Origin of the sequence: Kineococcus gynurae (assembly GCF_042433995.1) — a bacterium.
Classification (GTDB): Bacteria; Actinomycetota; Actinomycetes; order Actinomycetales; family Kineococcaceae; genus Kineococcus; species Kineococcus gynurae.
Genome location: NZ_JBHLUI010000008.1, coordinates 142,964 through 161,780, shown reverse-complemented (window position 1 = coordinate 161,780; position 18,817 = coordinate 142,964). Strand labels below are relative to the sequence as shown.

The following is an 18,817-nucleotide window of genomic DNA, read 5'->3' as shown; positions in this document are numbered from 1 at the left end:
GGTCACGAGGAGGCGCCGGCCCCGTCCTGGACGAACTCCTGCAGCCAGCTGCGCAGCTCGGCGCCGATGTCCTCGCGCTCGCTCGCGAGCCGGACGACCGCCTTGATGTAGTCGAGCTTGTCCCCGGTGTCGTACCGGCGACCGCGGAAGACGACCCCGTGCACCCCGTGGCCGGGCTTGTCGGGGCTCGCCGCGAGCGTCTGCAGCGCGTCGGTCAGCTGGATCTCGCCGCCCTTGCCCGGCGGGGTGTCGCGCAGCACGTCGAAGACCGCGGGGTCGAGCAGGTAGCGACCGATGATCGCCAGGTTGCTCGGGGCCTCCTCGCGCCTGGGCTTCTCGACCAGGCCCGAGACCGTCACGACGTCGGTCTGCCCGGTGGGCTCGGCCACCGCGCAGCCGTAGAGGTGGATCTGGTCGGCCGGGACCTCCATGAAGGCCACGACGCTGCCGCCGAACTCCTCGCGCACCTTGATCATGGTGTCCAGCAGGGGGTCGCGCGGGTCGACGATGTCGTCGCCCAGGAGGACGACGAAGGGCTCGTCGCCGACGTGCTGCTCGGCGACGGACACCGCGTGCCCCAGCCCCTTGGGGTCGCCCTGGCGGACGTAGTGGACCTGGGCCAGGTCGGTGGACTCCTGGACGCGGGCCAGCTTGCCCGCGTCACCCTTGGCCTCGAGCCCGACCTCGAGCTCGACGTTGCGGTCGAAGTGGTCCTCCAGCGAGCGCTTGTTGCGCCCGGTGATCATCAGGACGTCGTCGAGACCGGCCCGGACGGCCTCCTCGACGATGTACTGGATGGCCGGGGTGTCGACCACCGGCAGCATCTCCTTGGGCATGGCCTTGGTGGCGGGCAGGAACCTCGTGCCCTGACCCGCCGCCGGGATCACGGCCTTGCGCACGGGGCGGCTGTCGCGTTCGCTCATGCCCGGAAGGCTATCGGCGCGGTCGCGCCCGCCGTCACGCTTCGCTGCCGATCGCCCCGGCACGTGACCTGCTTCACGCACCCGGGTGAGGCCGTCACCGCCCGGCGGGGCCGTCCCGTCGCTCGCGGTCCTCCCCGGGTCGCAGGCGTCCCGCGCGTCCCGTCCGCCTCGTCCGTCCCGTCGACCGTGCGCCGTGGCCGACCCGGTCGGGCTGCACCGCCCACCCCGGGCCGGCCGACCCTGGCGCACGGCGCGTCGCCGTTGCACACTCGGAGCAGCGCGCCGCCGCGGGTGGCGCCGGCGGACAAGGAGCCTCCGTGCCAGGTCGTCCCGGACAGCGCACCACCCCCGATCTGGAGCTCGTGCACCACGGCCCCGACGCAGGTCCCGAGGCAGGTCCCGACGCAGGCCCCGGCCCGAGCGGGACGGCCGACCTGCAGGTCGTCCACGACCCGACGACGCGAACCGACGAGGAGACGACGGTGCCGGTCGCCGCGGTGGACGAGGGGCGGGTCGAGCACAAGCGCCGGTTGCGCAGGGACGTGCGCAGTGCGCGCCGCGAGCGCCAGGCCCAGGCCGGACGGGCCGAGGAGGTCGACCGTGACCTCGCGCGCGTCGTGCTCGGGAGCGCGCCCGTGGCCGGGGCCCGTCGGGTCGCCTGCTACACCTCGCTGCCGGGTGAGCCGGGGACCCGGACCCTGCTGAACGAGCTGCGCCGCGCGGGGATCACCGTCCTGCTGCCGGTGCTGCTGCCCGACAACGACCTGGACTGGGAGCAGCGGCCCGCCCCCACCGGGGCCAGCGCCGGGCGCGGTCCGGGCCCCCTCGGTCCGCACGCCATCGCCGACGTCGACCTGGTCATCGTCCCGGCGCTCTCGGTGGACACCACCGGCGCCCGGCTGGGTCAGGGCGGCGGCAGCTACGACCGGGCCCTGGCCCGCGTCCCGCACCGCGTCCCGGTGATGGCCCTCGTCCACGACGAGGAGCTGCAGGACGCCGCCGTCAGCCCGCTGCCGGTCGAGGTCCACGACCGGCGCGTGCAGGCCGTGGCCACCCCGACCCGCTGGTTGTGGCTCAGCGCGTGACGCCGCCGTCGGCCGTGGCGGCCGGGTCCACGGCGGACGGCGCACCGTCCGCGGCCGGTTCGCGCCAGCCGATGACCCTGGCCGGCACCCCGCCGGCGATGCAGCCCGAGGGCAGGTCCTTGGTCACCACCGCCCCGGCGGCGACCACCACCTCGTCGCCGATGCGGACCCCGGGCATGACCAGGACCCGGGCCCCGAGCCAGACGTCGCGGCCGACGACGACCTCGGCCTCCCGCTTGGCCTGGTACATGATGGGCTCGCCCCGGCGGGTCCCGTAGTTGCTGGCCGTGATGAACACCTCGGGGGCCAGCAGCACGTTGTCGCCCAGGGTGATCCGGCCGCTGGAGTCCCCCGCCCACAGGCAGCAGCGCTCCCCGACGTGGACCTCGGTCCCGAGCGTGATCCGCTCCCCGTTGCGCAGGCTCGCCGACGGCGACATCCGCAGCCCCGGCCCGGCCCGCAACGCGCGGACCTGGGCGACGTGGTTGGCCGCGTAGAAGTCGACCATCCGCAGGGCGTGCAGCCAGCTGCGCGGGTCGAGCAGTCGACGGACCCGGTCGGGCACCGCACCAGCCATGACGTTTCCTCCCAGCTCGGAGCCCCGCGAGGCCCGACTCCACCCACATCGTTTGCTGTGCGTGGTTGACTATGCCCGCATTGTCATGGATCCGGGGCCGATCGGGTGCACGGAGCCGTCAGCCCCTGACCGTCCGGTCGAAGGGACAGCAGTGACCGTCGAACTCTCGGTGATCATCGTCACGTACAACGCCCCGGAGTGGGTGGAACGCTGCCTCACCCACCTGACCGGGCCGGGGGCCCCGTCGGTCGCCTACGAGATCGTCGTCGTCGACAACGCCTCGGGGCCGCAGACCCGGGACCTGCTGCAGCGCTGGGCGGAGCGCGAACCGCGGTTGCGGCTGCACCTGTCCGCGGAGAACCTCGGCTTCGGCCGGGGGTGCAACCTGGCGGTCGCGCGCAGCACCGGGCGGACCGTCGTCCTGCTCAACCCCGACGCCGAGGCCCTCCCGGGGACGCTCGACGCGCTGCTGGCCTTCCACGACGCCGACCCCCGCCGGGGCCTGGTGGGCGGGCGCGTGCTGGACCCGCAGGGCGTCGTCCAGCCCGAGAGCTGCTGGGGCGCACCGACCCTGTGGAGCTGGTTCTGCTCGGCGGTCTTCCTCACCGCCGCGTTCCCGCGCCACCCGCTCTTCGACCCCGAGTCCCTCGGCCGCTGGGCCCGTGACAGCGTGCGCGAGGTCGACATCATCACCGGCTGCCTGCTCCTCACGGCGCGGACGACGTGGGACGAGCTGGGGGGTTTCGACGAGTCCTTCTTCATGTACGGCGAGGACGCCGACCTCGGCCGGCGCGCCGCCGACGCGGGGTACCACCCCTCGATCACGCCCGCGGCGACGATCGTCCACGCGGGCGGCGCCTCCTCGGCCAACCGGACCGCCAAGCAGCGACTCCTGCTGCGCGGCAAGGCGACCTACGCCCGCAAGCACTGGGCGCCGCGCCGGGCCGCGATCGGGGTGGGGTTGCTGCAGACGGGCGTCGCGCTGCGGACCGTCGCCGAACGCGTCCTGCGCCGCGGGACGGTCTGGGCGCCGCTGTGGGCCGAACGGCGCGACTGGGCGGCGGGCTGGGCGACGAGCCCGGACCGCGCCGCGGACCTCCGCGGGACCCGTTCGGGCAGCTCCGTCTGACGTCCCCGCCCGACGTCGCGGGGCCCGCTTCCCGGCGCGGTCCCGTTCCGGCGGAGCCGTTCTCGCCCTCGGACCGTGAGACCGGTCACGACGTCGCGGCACCCCCGCGGATCACCCCCCGGGGGCCGCGTCCCGCCCGGTACGGTGCGGCATGACCCCGGAGGAGTTCAGCACCGTGCTGCTGGTCGCCTCCGGCGTCCTGCTGCTGGCGGTGCTCGCCGTCCGCCTCTCGGTCCGGACCGGGCTCCCCTCGCTGCTGCTCTACCTCGGCCTCGGTCTGCTGCTGGGCCAGGACGGGCTCGGCGTGGGTTTCGACGACGCGCAGGTCGTGCAGACGCTGGGCTACGCGGCCCTCGTGCTCATCCTGGCCGAGGGTGGTCTGACCACCCGCTGGCAGACCATCAGGCCCGCGTTCGGGCCGGCCGCCGTCCTGGCCACCCTGGGGACCGTCGTCTCCATCGCCGTGACCGGGTACGCGGCGCACTGGTTGCTCGGGGTGGACTGGGTCGTCGCCATGCTGATCGGCGCGGTCGTCTCCTCGACCGACGCGGCCGCCGTCTTCTCGGTGCTCCGGCAGGTGCCGCTCCCCCGCCGCCTGGCCGGGATGCTGGAGGCGGAGTCCGGGCTGAACGACGCCCCCGTGGTCATCGCGGTCCTCGCCCTCACCGAGGTCGCCGCCGGGGAGAGCTCGCACCCGTGGTGGTTCTACGCGCTGGAGGCGGTCGCGGAACTGGCCGGGGGGACGGTCGTCGGGGTGGGGGTGGGTTTCGCGGGCGTGTTCCTGCTGCGCCGCAGCGCTCTGCCGTCCTCGGGGTTGTACCCCGTGGCCGTGCTCGCCCTGGCGGTCGGCGCCTTCGCCGTCGCCGACGTGGCGCACGCGTCGGGTTTCATCGCGACCTACCTGTGCGGCCTCGTGCTGGGCAACGCCCGCCTCCCCCACCGGCAGGCCACCCGGGGTTTCGCCGAGGCGTTCGGCTGGCTCGCCCAGATCGGCCTGTTCGTCATGCTCGGCCTGCTGGCCGACCCCTCGCGCCTCCCCGCCGCCCTCGGCGACGCCCTGCTCGTCGGGCTCGCCCTGACGCTGCTGGCCCGGCCGCTGTCGGTGCTGCTGAGCCTGACCCCCTTCCGGCTGCCCGGGCGCGACCTGGCCTTCCTGTCCTGGGCCGGCCTGCGCGGAGCGGTCCCGGTCGTGCTGGCCACGGTGCCGGTGGTGGCCGGGGTGCCGAACTCCCAGCGCCTGTTCGACGTGGTCCTCGTGCTGGTCGTCGTCTTCACCCTCGTGCAGGCCCCGGTCCTGCCCTGGCTCGCCCGACGGCTGGGCCTGGCGCTGGACGAGACCCGTGACCTCGACGTGGAGGTGTCCCCGCTGGGCACCCTCTCGGCCGACGTGCTGCGCGTCCGGGTCGTCCCCGGTTCCCGCCTGGCCGGGGTGGAGATCTTCGAGCTGCGCCTGCCCCGTGGCAGCAACGTCACCCTCGTCGCCCGGGACGGGGGCACGTTCGTCCCCCAGCAGCGGACCGTGCTGCGCGCGGCCGACGAGATCCTCGTGGTCACCGCGGCCTCGGAACGGGCCCGGGTCGAGGAACGGCTGCAGCAGATCAGCCGGCACGGCAAGCTCGCGGGCTGGCGGCGCTGAGGCGGGTATGATTGGCACTCGGTACCAGCGAGTGCCAGACGCGACCCGGTCGCGGCCAGTCAGTGCCAGGTCTTCGTGCAGAGCCGGAGGAGCCCCCGTGCCCACCTACGCGTACGCGTGCCAGCAGTGCGAGCACACGTTCGAGGTCCGTCAGTCCTTCACCGACGACTCCCTCACCACCTGCCCCGAGTGCACCGGGTCGCTGCGCAAGCTGTTCAACTCCGTCGGGGTCGTCTTCAAGGGATCCGGCTTCTACCGCAACGACTCCCGCGCCAAGAACGGTGGCGGGTCGAATTCGACGGGTTCGACCCCGTCCGCCGGGTCGTCCTCCGGCTCCTCCTCGAGCACGGGGGCGTCCGGCGCGGGGTCCTCGGGTTCCGGGTCCTCGGGTTCGGGCTCCTCGAACTCCGGCTCGTCGAGCTCCGGGTCCTCGAACTCCGGCTCATCGAGCTCCGGCTCGTCGAGCTCCGCCAGCCCGGCGGGGTCCTCGACCTCGTCCTGATCCCCGGGCCTCCCGGCCCGCCCGCTCGTCCACAGGTCGACGCTCGCTCCGGCCCCGTCCACACCCGTCCCGCCGACGGGGTGGCGGGGCCGTCGTCGTCCCTAGCCTCGCCCCGTGCTGCCGACCCACCACACCCCCTCCGCCGGGCCCGTCGTCCCCACCGGTGCCGCGACGCCGGCCGGGCCCGCTCCGTACCGTCCGGGGCCGCGCGGGCCCGCGCAGCGGCGGCGCACCCGGCGACTGCGGCGGCTCCTGGCCGCGGGTCTGGTCGCCGGGGCCGGGGGCGGCGCGGTGCTCCTGGTGGCCCCGCCGCGGACGCCGACGCGCAGCGTGCCGGTGGCGGCGCTCGACCTGCCCGCCGGGACGACGCTCGCCCCGGGCGACGTCCGGTCGGCGTCGTGGCCGCTGGAGCTGGTCCCCGACGGCACCCGGACCGAGGTCGTGGGGGCCGTGCTGGCCGGCCCGGTGCGTCGGGGGGAACCCCTGACCGACGCGCGGGTCCTGGGCGCGGGGGTGCTCACGGGTCAGCCGACCGGCACCCTGGCCGTCCTGGTGCCCCTCGACCCGGCCGCGACCGCGGCGGGCGTGGCCGCCGGCGCCCGCGTGGACGTCCTCGTCCCCACCGAGGACCCGGTGACCGGAGCCGCCGCCGGGGCCCGTCGGATCGGACGCGACCTGGTGGTCCTGGCCGTGACCCCGTCGACGACCGCCGCGTTCGGGACCACCGCACCGGGGTCACCCACCGCCCTGGTGGCGGCCGACCCGGCGACGGCCGAGGCGCTCACCGCGGCCGGTGACCGCGCCCGGCTCGCCCTGCGCGCACCGTGACGCCCGTGCGGTCGGAGCGGATCACCCCCAGTGCGGGGGCCGTTCGCGCAGGTAGCGGTCGTCGTCGTCGCGGCCCGGGGACTCTCCCCATCCCTCGTCGGAGTCGTCCCGGGACCGCTCGTCCTCGACCGGTACCTCCCGCCGGATCGGGGACGGCGGTCGCGGGGTCGCCGCCCCGGGCCGGGACGGCTGCGCGCCGGAGTCGGCCGCCCCGGACGGTCGGGGGGTGGACGGGGGCGTCGTCACCGGGTCTCCTCGGCGGGACTGCGGGTCTCCAGCGCGGTGACGTCGATCCGGGCGACCGGCCCGACGGCGGGGTCGACGGCGGGGTCGGCGGCGGGGGCGGCGGCGGGGTCCGCGGCGGGGGCGGGGTCGCGCAGGTCCACGACCCGGGGAGCGGGCGTCGGGTCGGGAGCCGGGGCGGGCGCGGTCGGTCGCAGGCCCACCGCGGCCAGCTCCTCGCGCCAGATCCGCCCGATGCGGGCGGCCTCGCCGGCCGCATCGGCCGCGACGTCGTGCGCGGAGGCGCGCACGTAGCGCCATCCGGTCCGCTCCCACCGCGCGGGGCGCTCCACCTCGCGCTCGAGCACGTCCAGGCCGGCCCAGGCAGGGGTGTCCACCTCGACGGCCAGTCCCTGCCCGCCGTGGTGCCACCCCACGGCGATCGGCACCGGCAGCCCGGTCCCGGCCCCCACGGTGACCTCGAGGCCCTCCGCGCGCAGCGCGTCGGCGAGCCTGGCCACCAGGGCGTCGTCGGCCCCGGCGGCGCCCGCCGCGGCCGGGCCGACCCCGGGAACGGTCACCCCCAGGCCGTCGTCGGCCGTCGGACCGGGCTCGGCACCCCGGGCGGCCTCCCAGCTCAGGGCCACCCGCAGCAGGGCCCGCCGGACCGGGGTGGTGACCGGTTCGACCCCACTGGTCACCGAGTCGTCCAGCACGATCGTCGTGCGGACCCGGGACCGGCTCAGCAGCAGCCGCACCCGGGCGTCGGCGCCGCTCGCGGCGGCGGCTCCCCGGGGCTCGGCCGACCCCTCGGCGAGGGTGTCGGCCAGGGAGTCGGCGAGGACCAGCACGTGGTCGCGGCGGCGACCGACCCAGCGGGTGGGCTCGCCGATGAGGAGGGGTTCCACCGCAGCGCGGCCGACGCTGCGCGTCCCGGGCGCGGCGGGTCGGGGCCGCAGGACCGGCAGGCGGCGACGGACCGCGTCCAGGACGAGCAGCTCCGTCTCCGCGTCCGGCGTGACGATGCCCACGGAGTCGGCCGGGCGTTCCCGCGTCGCCTCGGCCACCTGCTCGACCAGCAGGTCCAGCAGCGCGTCCCGGCCGCGCCGGGTGCCGATGGGCCGGGTCGACGTGCGCCGCACCTGCCGGCCCTCGTGCGCGGCCGCCGGCGCGGCGACACCGGATCCGTCCGACGTGGTGCCGCCCCGCTGGAGGACGCCCGGTCCGAGGACGGCCGTCGGCAGCAGCGCGGCGTCCCGGCAGGCGTACTGGCGACCGAGGGTGACGCGCCGGGTGGCGCCCCGGGCGGCGGTGAGCACCCCGCCCGCCGGCACCCCGGTCCGGGACAGACCCGCGGTGTCCAGCGGGTGCGGGCCCGGCAGTCCCTCGTCACCGAGCAGGACGAGGCGTTCGACGCCGGCCAGCAGCGGGAGCAGGGTCGTGGTGGGGACGCGGTGCGCCCCCACCACGACGAGCACGTCGCGGGCGCCGAGGAGTTCGGGGGCGTCGCGCAGCAGCCCGACCAGCGCGGACGGGGCACCGGCCACGACGGGCAGCGCCGCCGTCGGCCCCCGGTCGGACGTCGCCGCGTCGAGCCGGGCCCGCAACCGCTCGGCCACCAGGGCGTGCGCGGCCGCCTCGACCAGCAGCAGGTGGTGCCGGGTCCGTCGCAGGGCCTCGGTGTCCACGGCCCCGACCAGGGGGTCGGCCAGCGCGCACGCCTCCAGGACCCCGGACCACCAGGCCGCCTCGACCTCGGCGTCCAGCGGGACGCTGCCGGGACCGCGCCACCGGGCACCCAGGTCGTCGAGCAGCGGCTGCCAGCCGCCCTCGTCGAGCTCGGTCAGCAGCCGGGTGCGTTCGGGGAGGGTGTCGAGGGCGGGCAGGTCGGCGATCAACGTGCGCAGCCGCGCGGACAGCTCGGGCAGGTGCAGCGACCGGAGGCCCTCGGCCTCGGCGTCGGCGCGCCGGTGCTCGTGGACCACGCGGACGGGCAGGACGGCTTCCAGCGCGTCGAGGTCCTCGACGAGGTCGTCCAGCGCCTGCCGTGCCTCCGCGAGTCCCGCCGGGACGTGCGGGTCGCGGTCGCGACGCGTGTCGAGCTTCTGCCAGGCCAACCGTTGGGCGCGGGCGGCCAGCAACCACGCGTGCAGCTGGTCCACCCCACCGTCGGTGGGGTCGACGAGCAGGGCCCGGGCCTGCCGGCGCAACCGGTAACGGCTCCACCACCCGAGCCGGATCCCGTTCTCGCGCCGCCACTCGGGGCTGCCGCAGGCCGCCGTGACGTCGCCCAACGACTGCGACCAGATGCGCGGGCCGAAGCGGGTGATGGTGTCGCTGACCCCGAGCAGCAGCGTGAGCAACCGGTCGGCCTCGGCGACGGAGGCCGGCCCGCGCAGGCCGGCGGCGTCCGACAGCGTCGCCAACCGGGCCCGGGCCGCGGGCAGTCGTTCGGTCCCGGCCCGGCGCACGCGCTCGGCGACGTCGGCGGCGAGCTCCTCGGTGCTGATCCGCGCCCCGGCCCACGGGGTCGTCTCCGGGCTGACGTCGAAGGCGCCCAGCTCCACGGCGCGCCGCAGCCGTCCCTGCCACCCGGGCAGGTCACCCGGGAGGCACGCCTCCAGGGCCGCCCCGCGCAACCGGCGCGAGGTCGCCGGGGCCGGCGAGCTGCGGGCGAGACGGGCGAGCGCCTCCAGGCCGGCGTAGACGGAGACCCCCCACGGTTCGCGGGGACGGTGCAGCGCCCGGGCGTGCTCGTCGAGACTGCGGCTCGGCCCCTCGACGTCGGGCAGGGCCGGGGCCGGCTCGACCGCCGCCGCGTCCCGTTCCCCGATCCGCTCCCAGGCCCGCTCCTGCTGCTCGCGGAGCTCGCGGCGGGTGGCGGCGGGGTCGAGCCCGCTGCGCACGTGCAGCAGCAGCTCGCCCAGACCCGCCTCGTGGAGGCGCTCGTCCAGGGCCGCCACCTCGGCGGCGTCCCCCACGAGCAGGGGGCGGGCCCCCCGGGCGAGCAGTTCGGCGAGCAGCACCGCGGCCACCTGGGTCGCCCCGGTGCCGGTCGGCGCCTGGATCGTGACGTCGTCGCTGCCGAGGGCGGCGGCGACCGCCGCCCGCTGCTCGACGTCGAGGGGCAGCAGCGTCGGGGCGGTGAGCGGGACGTCCGCGCCGTCGCTCGCGCCGCGGGCCGGCCGCCCCTGCTCCAGCGCCCGGACCAACGGGGTCTGCCGGATGGTGGACCCGTTGCGCCGCAACTGGTTCAGCAGGTCCCCGGCCGGGTCGGCGAACACCCCCACGACCAGCCGACGCTCGACGCGGAGCCCCTCGGCGTGCCGCAGGACCTCGCGCACCCGCGCGAGCGCCGGGTCGGGGTCGAAACCGACCCGGTGCACGACGGACCCGGCCAGCGCCGGGGCGTCGAGCTCGACGCCGAGCTCCTCCGACACCAGGGACAGCAGGACGGGGTTGACCAGGACGCCCCGGTCCAGCTGGAGCGTGAAGTCGTCCTGGGCGGACGAGACCGGCGTCAGGGAGCAGCGGCGCAGCAGCAACGGCGTCCGCCGCGGGCGGCGCCCTCCCGGGCCGTTCCACCCGACCAGTCCGGCGGCCAGGGCGAGACCGGACAGGCCCAGGTCCTCCTCGACGACCTGCGCGCGGCGGTGGATCAGCCGGGCCCGGCGCTGCGCCTCGGCGAACGCGACCGATTCGCGCACCAGAGACGACAGCGCGGCGGGTCGACCGGCGAGCAGCTGGGCCAGGCCCGAGGGGTGCGCGGTGGTGAGGTCGAGGGCCCCCGGACCGGCCTCGGGACCGTCGCGCAGCGCACTGGTGCCGCCCAGGGCGGCGGCCTCGGCCCACCAGGTGCGGCGGGCCGCGTCCCCGCGGTCCTCGTCGCTGCGCCCCGCCACCGCGTCGTGGGTCGGCGCGTCGTGGGTCGGCGGCCCGTCCGGCCCGGCGGTGGCCGGTCCGCCCGGGGAACCGCCGACGGGACCCGGGGCACCGGCTCGGGGGCCGGGTTCCAGGGTCGTGGGGGTCGCCTCGCCGTTCGGGGCTCCGGGCTCACTCACCCGACCACCCTACGCAGCCGCGGGGGCCGTCCAGGTCCTCACGCGAGGGGCAGGACGGGCGCGTCGACGTCGTCACCCGTCCGGGTGAGAGGGGTCGCGCGGCGCCCGCCGTCCCGGGCCACCGCGACCAGGGTGATGTCGTCGCGCACCCGACCGCCGGAGAACCGCCGGGCCTCCTCCAGCGACTCGGCGACGATGGCCTCGGGGCTGAGCTCGTCCAGGCGGCCGAGGGCGTGCAGCACCCCGTCCATCCCCAGTTCCTCGCTGCTGCCCACCGGCCGGGCCTCCGTGAGCCCGTCGGTGTAGCTGAACAGGACCGATCCCGGGGCCATCGACAGGGTCCGGGTCTCCCAGGGAGCGGGCATGTCCAGGGTCAGCCAGGACAGCAGCGGACCGGTCGGATCGAGGGTCGAGACGACCCGCACGTCGAGGTCGCGGTCGGGGTCGCGGCGGACGACGACGGGGGCCGGGTGACCGGCGTTCGCGTAGGTGATGACGCCGGAGTCGGGGTCCACCACGACCACGACGCAGCTGGCGAACCGCTCCTGCTCGTCGCCGAACAACCGCCCGGCCATGGCCAGTGCGAGGTCGGGGTCCGGGGACAGGTGCAACGCGGCCTCGAGCAGACGTTTCAGCTGGATCGCCACGATCCCGGCCCGGGCGCCGTGACCGGAGACGTCGGCCAGCACCACCGCGAAGCGTCCGCCCGCCACCGGGAGGACGTCGTACCAGTCCCCCGCCAGCAGTCCCTCGGCCGGGCGGAGCACCGCCGCGGCCGACCACCCGGGGATGACCGGCATCTCGTGGGCGGCGAGCTGGTCGCGGACCTCGACCACGAGGGGCTGCGCCTGCTGCAGCGCCTCCTGCGCCGACAGCGCCCGTTCCAGCTCGTCCTTGATCTGGCGCCGCATGCCCTCGGCCGAGGCGGCGACGGCGCTGAGCTCGGGCGGACCGGGCAGCTCGATCGGACTCTCCAGGTCCCCCGCCCCCGCCTGGCGGAGCTGCCCCGACAGGTGGTCGAGGGGGTAGAGGACCCAGCGCCGGACGAGCAGGAGCACAGCGGGGACGAGGGGCAGCAGCAGGAGGATGACCAGGAGCTGGGTGACGACGAGCCGGTCGCGCACGGCCTGAGCCTCGTCCTGGGCCGCCAGACGCTCGTCGTCGATGGCTCTGGTCAGCGCCTGAACGGCGGCGAAGGCCTGCCCGAACTCCGCCGGCCGGGCGCTCGCGGTGTCGACCCCCGCCGCCCGCTGCGCCACCAGCGGGTCGACCCGCTGCTGCCAGAAGTCCACCGCCCGCAGGGCGTTCTCGACGAGCGCGTCGAGATCGACGTCGGCGGAGGCCGGGGTGGTCTCGGCCACCGTCGACTGCAACCGCTGACCGTCGGCCGCCAGAGCGGTCTTCCGGGCCGCGATGTCACCGGCGTAGTAGGTCGACCCGGCCAGGTAGCCGTTCTGCGCGTTCTGCAGCAGGACGAGGTCGCCCTGGAAGGTGCGGACCTCGTCGGAGGCGGCACCCCATTCCGCAGGGGAGGTTCCGCCGGTGCGCCCGTTGGACCAGGCCACGAACACCACGACGATGAGCAGGGCGGCCAGCGCACTGAAGACGCCGGCGACGATCGCCACCCGCTGCTGCAGCGACAGGCGCGACACCCGGTGCCGGGCGAGCAGGACGAGGCGACGCAGGGCTCCCAAGCCCGTCACCCCCCTCGTCCGGCCCGTCCGGGCAGGCCTCGAAGGGTCGATCATGCCTCACGTGCCCGTGGGCGGGGACCGCCGCGGGGGGGCCTGCGGGCGGGACGAGGATCAGACCAGCAGGGCCGCGGCCACCGGGACCAGGTCGGCCTGGGGGACCTCGAGGTACCAGCTGGTGCTCGAACGGGTGCTCGCCCGCGCCGGGTCGCCGTCGGGACCCAGCCACTGGTTGGCGACCGCCGTCACGCTCCACGCGGACCCGCCGCGCTGGCGGGCCCGTCCGGCCAGCTCGCCGTCCCCGGCCCGGGTCGCGGCGGTCGCGATGACCTCGACGGCGCGGTGCAGGGATCGGATGTCGTAGAAGGCGATCGAGCACCCGGCCGCGGACGGCGCCGCGCCGACGAGGATGCAGCCGGACTCCTCCAGGGAGGTGCGGATGGTCGCGGTCGCGGCGGCGGCACGGACGGGGGACGCGGTGGCGGTCCGGGCGCGACGGGGGGTGGGCAGGGCGACGCCCTGCTCGGTCATGACGGCCATGCTGAGAACTCCTCGCGAGACGACGTCAGAAGGTGTCGGAGTCCCCGTCGACTTCACCCGGAACCCGCAGACGTCATCGGTCGGTGTGTCTTACGGCTTGAGTCTAGGCACGTCCCAGGGGTGCGGCGCACCACGGCCCCGGCCACCGAGCACGGGAGTTCGCCTGCAGCGCAACCCCTTGGCCGAGCCGGTCAACGACGCGGCGTCGTAGACGGCGGGGTGGTCGTCCCGGTCCGCCGGGGCCCGTCCGCCGCAACCGTCCCGAGCCCCTCGTCGTCCCGGGGGGACGCCCCGCCGGGCCGACGGACGCGCCGATCCGGGTGGTGGATCGCCGCATGGGAACTCCGTGGGGCACGGCCGGGGCGGTCCGGGTCCCGGTCGAGTCCCGGCAGGCAGGCCCTAGACTCCGCGACGGGGTCGACCACCCCGTGCCGCCCCCGTAGCTCAGGGGATAGAGCATCGGTTTCCTAAACCGTGTGTCGCAGGTTCGAATCCTGCCGGGGGCACCGTCGCGGTCTGCCGCTCCGGATCAGCGCTGCTCGCCCGGACGGCCCGCCGCCCGGGCCCGTCGGTAGAGCAGGATCCAGACGACCGCGCAGAACAGACCGACGCCGCCCGCCGCCCCCATCACCCAGTCCGGGGCGATCGGGTCCCCGCCTCGCCCGCCCATGGCCACGACCCCGACGGCGAGGCAGACGAACGTCGCGATCGCCCACACCCGCGTCCCCCGGGTGGGCGTGTGCCGATCGGTGGTGAGGTCGACCGGTCGGAGCTCGGTCTGCGCGCCCCGCCGCGCCGTGCGCCAGGCCCGCTTCAGCTGTGCCGCCGTCATGCCGGTGATCATGGGGTGGAGCCCGCCACCGCGCCACCCGGGCCGGCGGGCGGCGATGATCCGCCGCAGACTGGGGCCATGAGCCCTCGCTCCATCGCCACCAACCGCCGCGTCGACCGCGACGAGCTGCTCGACTTCGTCCGCGAACGGCACGACGTCATCCTGCTCACCTACCGCCGGGACGGGTCGCCCCAGATGTCCCCGGTCACCGCCGGGGTGGACCCGGAGGGCCGCATCGTCGTCTCGACCTACCCCGAGCGGGCCAAGACGGCCAACGCCCGCCGCACGCCCAAGGCGAGCGTCATGGTGCTGTCGGAGAACTTCGGGGACGCCTGGGTCCAGGTCGACGGCGACGTCGAGGTGCTCGACCTGCCGGAAGCGCTGGAACCCCTGGTGGACTACTTCCGCTGCATCTCCGGGGAGCACTCCGACTGGGACGAGTACCGCGAGGCCATGACGAAGCAGGGCAAGTCCTTGCTGCGCATCACCCCCACCCGGTGGGGACCGATCGCCACCGGCGGGTTCCCGGCGCGCCTGGCCTGAGCGGTCCGCGGCGAGGCCGCTTCTGACCGGATGCACAGGTCCCGCCGGGGTGGTTCCGGGGATCCCCGTCGACGGTGAGGGAGAACCCGTCACCAGGAGGAACCGTGAACGACCGGACCGGCACCACCAGCACCCTCTGGACGGCCCCGGTGGCCGACCGCGGACCCGGCGACCCCGCCGGGGGATCCCGAGCCGGCACCGCCGCACCGGACGGACCCGCCGACCCGTGGCCGGCCGCGGCGCCCGAGCGGACGGAGGACGTCCCGGTCCGGCCCTCGACCCGGCGGCGGCAGGCCGGTGCGGTCGGAGCCGCCCTCGCCCTCGTCCTGATCGGCGGGGCCGGGGGGTTCGCGGTCGGGCACGCGACCGCCGGGACCACGACCGGGGCGGTCGCCGACCAGGGATTCCCCGGTGGGCAGGGTGGTCCCCAGGGTGGGGGCCAGGGCTTCCCCGGCGGACAGGGTTTCCCCGGCGGGCAGGGCGTCCCCGGGGGCCAGACCGGGCAGTCGGGCCAGACCGGGCAGTCGGGCCAGACCGGGCAGTCGGGCCAGACCGGGCAGTCGGGCCAGACCCTCCCCGGTCAGCAGTCCGACCCGGCCGGTGCGCCGGACAGCTCGGGCTCCACCGACGGAACCACTCCCGGCACCACCACCACCACCAACAGCACCACCACCGCCACGACCTGACCTGACCCGGAACCCACCCATCCCCCCGTGATCAAGGAATCCATCGACGGGAATTCCTTGATCACGGGGGGCCGGTCGTCAGCGGACGGGCCGACGCGTCAGCCGGGGAACGTGGGGTCGTTCCAGGCCGCGCCGACCGTCATCGGGTCGTGCGGGTCGGCCTTGTCGTCCACGTCGCCGACCTTGAACTGCTGCATCATGTCGTGGTCCTCGTGCGGCAGGTTGTGGCAGTGGACCATGTACCGCCCCGTCTGGTTGGTGGGCGAGGAGAACTTGATGAGCAGCCGGACGGTCTCCCCCTCCCCCACGTAGACGACGTCCTTGGGGCCGTTCTCGTGCGGCAGGACCCGACCGCTGCCCCCGGTCCGCCCGATCACCTTGAAGTCGATCAGGTGGATGTGGACGGGGTGGAACCAGCCCCCGGAGCGGTTCTCGATCTCCCACACCTGGACCTCGTTCAGCGCCGGGTTCGCGACCGTCTCGCGGTACTCCGAGGCGATGACGTTCTCCCAGGTCTTGCCGTTGATGGTCCACAACCCGTTGGCCCGCTCGACCCGGAGGCGGACCCGACGTTCGGCCCCGGTCTCCACCAGCGACATCGTCTCGCTGGGCGCCAGGGGGAACCCGTCGTAGTTGCGGTTCCAGGTGGGGTCGGAGGTGTCGACGGGTTCGTCCGAGAGGTCGAAGGCCATCACCTTGTTGGTGAAGTCGTAGTCGACGTTGTTCGGGTTGGACATGTTGAGCAGTTCCACGCGCTTGGTCGTCGCGGGGACGCGCGAGAAGTCGACGACCACCTCATAGCGTTCGGCGCCGCCGTGCCGCATGGTCGAGACGGCGACCCCCTGGGGCATGAGTCCCCCGTCGGTGGCCACGACCTGCAGGGGCATGCCGTTGTCCAGCCGCCACCGGTAGGACCGGGCGATCGAGGCGTCGAGGATGCGGAACCGGTAGGTGCGCCGCTTCACCTTCATGGTCGGCCAGGGCGTCCCGTTGACGAGGATGACGTCGCCCCACAAACCGGAATGGCTGGAGTCGTCGTACTTCAACCGACCGTCGGCCAGGAAGATGGCGTCGGTCACGGTGAGCGGGACGTCGAACTCCCCCTGCGGCAGCAGCGCCCGCTCGGTGTCGTCGTGCAGGTGGTACTGGGCCGCGAGCCCCGAGTAGGCGTTCTGCGCGGTCCAGTGCTGGCCGTGGTCGTGGTACCAGAGCGTGCGGGCCGGCTGCAGGTTCGGGTACTCGTAGGCCTTCATCTGCCCGACCTTGGTGACGTCGGAGGCGTAGCCGTCGAACTCGGGGTTCGAGGCCGAACCGTGCAGATGGGTGGAGATCTCGTAGTTCCCACCCCAGGGGCCGTTCCGCGGCAACCGGTTGCGCATGATGACGCGCGACGGGGTGCCCCGGTTCACCTTGATGACCGGGCCCGGGACCTCACCGTTGTAGGCGTACACGGGCGTGGTCAGGCCCGGGATGATCTGCGCCGTGCTCTGCCGGGCGGTGATGTCGTAGACGGCGGTGCCGTCGACCATCTGCGGCGTGAGCACGGTCGGCAGACGCAGGGCCTGCGCGTAGCGCTTGGGGAAGTTCTTGCTGGACAGCGTGCTGATGCTCTTCGCCTGGGTGGTCGAACCCAGCGGGAGGGCCAGGCCGGCCGCCCCGACCAGGGACAGGCCACCCAGGCCGAGGAGATGACGTCGACTGATGCTCATGCGAGGCTCCGGAGGTCGTGAGGGAGGACGTGGGGGTCCGCCCCGACGCGACGGGACGGTGCGGGGTGCGGACGGCGAAGGAGGTGCGGCAGGGGTCGGCTCACGGGATCGGGACCTCCTGGTCGACGGGCTCGGTCTCGGGTGCCTCGTCGCCCTGCAGGTCGGTCTCCGGGAGCTCCAGGGCCTGGTCCTCGGGGGTCTCGGGCGTGGGGGGTGCCTCGACGTCGGCGACCAGGTCGTAGCGGGCGCCGACGTAGCGCACGAGCCGACCCATGCCCCAGCCCTTCTTCACCGGCTTGAACCACGGCACCTGGAAGTAGGAGGTGCTGTCGAGGGCCATCAGGCCGAGGAACGTCTCGGCGACGATCCGGCCGCCGACCGGCCCCAACCGCCGGCCGCGCCCCCGCAGCTCCGCCTCGCGCAGCACGTAGAACCACAGCGGGGCGTTGCCGGCGAACTCCGGGCCGAGACCGAGCTCGGCGTCGCTGAGCGGGGCCAGACCCATCGCGGTCGCCACCGCCTGTCCGCTGGCCATTCCGTACCGTTTGCCCCGCAGCAGGTTGCGGACCGCGAGGTCGGTGAGTCCGGCGGCCTGCCCGGGCAGGTCGTGCAGCGGCATGGCGAGCAGGGTGTCGATCCGCCGGGTCATGTTGCGGTCGTCGGGGCGCTGCACCCCCGGGATGCGGAAGAAGTAGTTCCAGTCGACCTCCGCGGCCGGCGGCAGCGGCCGCCCCCCGGAGAGGTCGTCCTGCGGGCTGCCGAAGATGCGTCGGATGTTGCCCTGGCTGACCTCGTACTCGGGGCGGATGATGCTGTGCCCGAACCGGTAGGCCGCCCCCGAGTACTCGACCGGGATCATCGGCCTGGACTTGTTCTTCGGCTTGTAGAAGGTGCCGCGGAAGACCAGTCGTCCCTTGGCGTTGCGGCCGAGGCAGGCGGCGACGGTGTCGCGTCCGACGAAGCGCACGAGGAAGTCGTTGACGACGAGGTGCTGGTAGTGCCAGCGGGTCAGCTGACGGGCCTTGTCGAAGTCCCCGGTCTTGGCCAGGAACCGGTTGTGCAGCTTGATGAAGAGCAGGTGCACCTGGGCGACGAGCAGGTTCTCGTCGTTGCGGGCGTCGCCGATGATCGCCTGGCCCGACGCGGTGCGGGGCAGGTCGTCGATGCCGTCGTGGTGGCCCACCAGGAGCTTGCCGTGGACGGTGGGGTCGTAGAGCTGCGGATCGCGGGCCGGGCCACGCCCGTAGACCGAGCGCAGGTCCAACCACGGCGAGTCGAAGTTCTTCGTCGCGGTCGGGTCCTGCTGCTGCTCGGTCAGCGGCGTCTGGTCCGACGTCAGGTCGTGATCGACGAACTGGCCGAAGAACGTGTAGCCGGACGGGATCCCGTCGTTGTCGAGACCGTCCCGGACGCTCGGGTCCGTCCCGGGCACCCGCAGGTCGGTCATCGCCCGCCCGAGACCGGTGAGGGCGTCGTCGCTCGGCGCCGAGGGCGCGAGCCCCGGGAACAGGAACCCGAACCGGCCCTGCAGCGCCCGGGCGTCCCGGGCGGTGTCGATGCCCCGGAGGGCGGTGGCGTGCCGGGCCCGGACCGCGCTGCTCGCGGCGGAGGCCGGAGCCGCGAACGGGCACCCCACCCCCAGGGCCACCCCGGCCCCGACCGCCGAGCCGAGGACGGCGCGCCGGCTCACCCCGGCCGGACGCTCCGGCACCCGGCGGTCCGCGAACCGGGCGAACGATCGGACCCGCTGCGCCGGAACCGGTCCGGCGGACGTGCTGCTGTCGGGCGTCGACATGACGTTCCTCCCCCCCTGGGGCTGCTGCGCCCCGGGCAGAACGTTGCCCGGGGACCGT

General features: G+C 75.1%; 16 protein-coding genes and 1 tRNA gene. 8 read left to right on the top strand and 9 right to left on the bottom strand.

The genetic code is table 11. From position 1 onward, the window contains the following. Positions 1 to 2: 2 nt before the first annotated feature. Positions 3 to 923, bottom strand: coding sequence for a UTP--glucose-1-phosphate uridylyltransferase GalU (galU, locus tag ACFFKU_RS07200; protein WP_380136820.1), 921 nt, complete (start codon positions 921 to 923; stop codon positions 3 to 5). 317 nt (positions 924 to 1,240) lie between these two features. On the opposite strand from galU, the gene ACFFKU_RS07195 reads away from it, so the two are divergent. After that, positions 1,241 to 2,008 (top strand): 5-formyltetrahydrofolate cyclo-ligase, encoded by a 768-nt coding sequence (locus ACFFKU_RS07195; protein WP_380136818.1) that lies wholly within the window; start codon positions 1,241 to 1,243, stop codon positions 2,006 to 2,008. Here ACFFKU_RS07195 and ACFFKU_RS07190 read toward each other — a convergent pair. Continuing rightward, positions 1,998 to 2,585 (bottom strand): acyltransferase, encoded by a 588-nt coding sequence (locus tag ACFFKU_RS07190; protein WP_380136817.1) that lies wholly within the window; start codon positions 2,583 to 2,585, stop codon positions 1,998 to 2,000. The genes ACFFKU_RS07195 and ACFFKU_RS07190 overlap by 11 nt on opposite strands. 151 nt (positions 2,586 to 2,736) lie before the next feature. On the opposite strand from ACFFKU_RS07190, the gene ACFFKU_RS07185 reads away from it, so the two are divergent. The 4 genes from ACFFKU_RS07185 to ACFFKU_RS07170 all read left to right on the top strand — a co-directional run bounded on the left by ACFFKU_RS07185 (position 2,737) and on the right by ACFFKU_RS07170 (position 6,680). Beyond that, positions 2,737 to 3,714: a glycosyltransferase family 2 protein gene (locus ACFFKU_RS07185; protein WP_380136816.1), complete on the top strand. Its 978-nt coding sequence runs from the start codon at positions 2,737 to 2,739 to the stop codon at positions 3,712 to 3,714. A gap of 151 nt (positions 3,715 to 3,865) precedes the next feature. After that, positions 3,866 to 5,350: a potassium/proton antiporter gene (locus ACFFKU_RS07180; protein ID WP_380136815.1), complete on the top strand. Its 1,485-nt coding sequence runs from the start codon at positions 3,866 to 3,868 to the stop codon at positions 5,348 to 5,350. A gap of 97 nt (positions 5,351 to 5,447) precedes the next feature. Further along, positions 5,448 to 5,852, top strand: a complete 405-nt coding sequence (locus tag ACFFKU_RS07175) for an FmdB family zinc ribbon protein (protein ID WP_380136814.1) — start codon at positions 5,448 to 5,450, stop codon at positions 5,850 to 5,852. A gap of 114 nt (positions 5,853 to 5,966) precedes the next feature. Next, a complete protein-coding gene (locus ACFFKU_RS07170) occupies positions 5,967 to 6,680 on the top strand; it encodes an SAF domain-containing protein (RefSeq protein WP_380136812.1) in 714 nt (237 codons plus the stop codon). 21 nt (positions 6,681 to 6,701) lie between these two features. Here ACFFKU_RS07170 and ACFFKU_RS07165 read toward each other — a convergent pair whose 3' ends face one another. The 4 genes from ACFFKU_RS07165 to ACFFKU_RS07150 form a co-directional block, all read right to left on the bottom strand. Further along, entirely contained in the window at positions 6,702 to 6,926 is a 225-nt protein-coding gene (locus ACFFKU_RS07165; protein WP_380136810.1) for a hypothetical protein, read from the bottom strand. Beyond that, positions 6,923 to 10,963, bottom strand: a complete 4,041-nt coding sequence (locus tag ACFFKU_RS07160; protein WP_380136809.1) for a DUF4011 domain-containing protein — start codon at positions 10,961 to 10,963, stop codon at positions 6,923 to 6,925. Before ACFFKU_RS07160 ends, ACFFKU_RS07165 begins: the two co-directional genes overlap by 4 nt. 38 nt (positions 10,964 to 11,001) lie before the next feature. Next, entirely contained in the window at positions 11,002 to 12,657 is a 1,656-nt protein-coding gene (locus ACFFKU_RS07155) for a PP2C family protein-serine/threonine phosphatase (RefSeq protein ID WP_380136807.1), read from the bottom strand. 111 nt (positions 12,658 to 12,768) lie between these two features. Then, entirely contained in the window at positions 12,769 to 13,194 is a 426-nt protein-coding gene (locus tag ACFFKU_RS07150; RefSeq protein WP_380136805.1) for a hypothetical protein, read from the bottom strand. A 433-nt stretch (positions 13,195 to 13,627) separates the two neighbouring features. Here ACFFKU_RS07150 and ACFFKU_RS07145 point away from each other — a divergent pair. Further along, positions 13,628 to 13,700, top strand: a tRNA-Arg gene (locus ACFFKU_RS07145). Positions 13,701 to 13,723: 23 nt separating this feature from the next. Here ACFFKU_RS07145 and ACFFKU_RS07140 read toward each other — a convergent pair. Then, complete coding sequence (locus tag ACFFKU_RS07140) at positions 13,724 to 14,026, bottom strand: hypothetical protein (protein WP_380136803.1); 303 nt, start codon at positions 14,024 to 14,026, stop codon at positions 13,724 to 13,726. 78 nt (positions 14,027 to 14,104) lie between these two features. Between ACFFKU_RS07140 and ACFFKU_RS07135 the strand changes: the two genes are divergently transcribed. Continuing rightward, the gene (locus ACFFKU_RS07135) at positions 14,105 to 14,569 is read left to right on the top strand and encodes a PPOX class F420-dependent oxidoreductase (protein WP_380136801.1); all 465 of its coding nucleotides are present in this window, start codon (positions 14,105 to 14,107) and stop codon (positions 14,567 to 14,569) included. Positions 14,570 to 14,673: 104 nt separating this feature from the next. Then, the gene (locus ACFFKU_RS07130; protein ID WP_380136799.1) at positions 14,674 to 15,255 is read left to right on the top strand and encodes a hypothetical protein; all 582 of its coding nucleotides are present in this window, start codon (positions 14,674 to 14,676) and stop codon (positions 15,253 to 15,255) included. Positions 15,256 to 15,353: 98 nt separating this feature from the next. Here the strand turns inward: ACFFKU_RS07130 and ACFFKU_RS07125 are convergent, their stop codons facing one another. Together ACFFKU_RS07125 and ACFFKU_RS07120 are read right to left on the bottom strand one after the other, a co-directional pair. Next, on the bottom strand, positions 15,354 to 16,964 hold the full coding sequence (locus ACFFKU_RS07125) for a multicopper oxidase family protein (protein ID WP_380136797.1): 1,611 nt from the start codon (positions 16,962 to 16,964) through the stop codon (positions 15,354 to 15,356). 100 nt (positions 16,965 to 17,064) lie between these two features. Next, a complete protein-coding gene (locus ACFFKU_RS07120) occupies positions 17,065 to 18,759 on the bottom strand; it encodes a peroxidase family protein (RefSeq protein WP_380136795.1) in 1,695 nt (564 codons plus the stop codon). Between the last annotated feature and the right edge of the window lie 58 nt (positions 18,760 to 18,817).

Coding starts and splice junctions, on each gene's coding strand:
- galU (WP_380136820.1), bottom strand. CDS start 923: ATGAGCGAACGCGACAGCCGCCCCGTGCGCAAGGCCGTGATCCCGGCG.
- ACFFKU_RS07190 (WP_380136817.1), bottom strand. CDS start 2,585: ATGGCTGGTGCGGTGCCCGACCGGGTCCGTCGACTGCTCGACCCGCGC.
- ACFFKU_RS07180 (WP_380136815.1), top strand. CDS start 3,866: ATGACCCCGGAGGAGTTCAGCACCGTGCTGCTGGTCGCCTCCGGCGTC.
- ACFFKU_RS07150 (WP_380136805.1), bottom strand. CDS start 13,194: ATGGCCGTCATGACCGAGCAGGGCGTCGCCCTGCCCACCCCCCGTCGC.
- ACFFKU_RS07140 (WP_380136803.1), bottom strand. CDS start 14,026: ATGACGGCGGCACAGCTGAAGCGGGCCTGGCGCACGGCGCGGCGGGGC.
- ACFFKU_RS07135 (WP_380136801.1), top strand. CDS start 14,105: ATGAGCCCTCGCTCCATCGCCACCAACCGCCGCGTCGACCGCGACGAG.
- ACFFKU_RS07125 (WP_380136797.1), bottom strand. CDS start 16,964: ATGAGCATCAGTCGACGTCATCTCCTCGGCCTGGGTGGCCTGTCCCTG.
- ACFFKU_RS07120 (WP_380136795.1), bottom strand. CDS start 18,759: ATGTCGACGCCCGACAGCAGCACGTCCGCCGGACCGGTTCCGGCGCAG.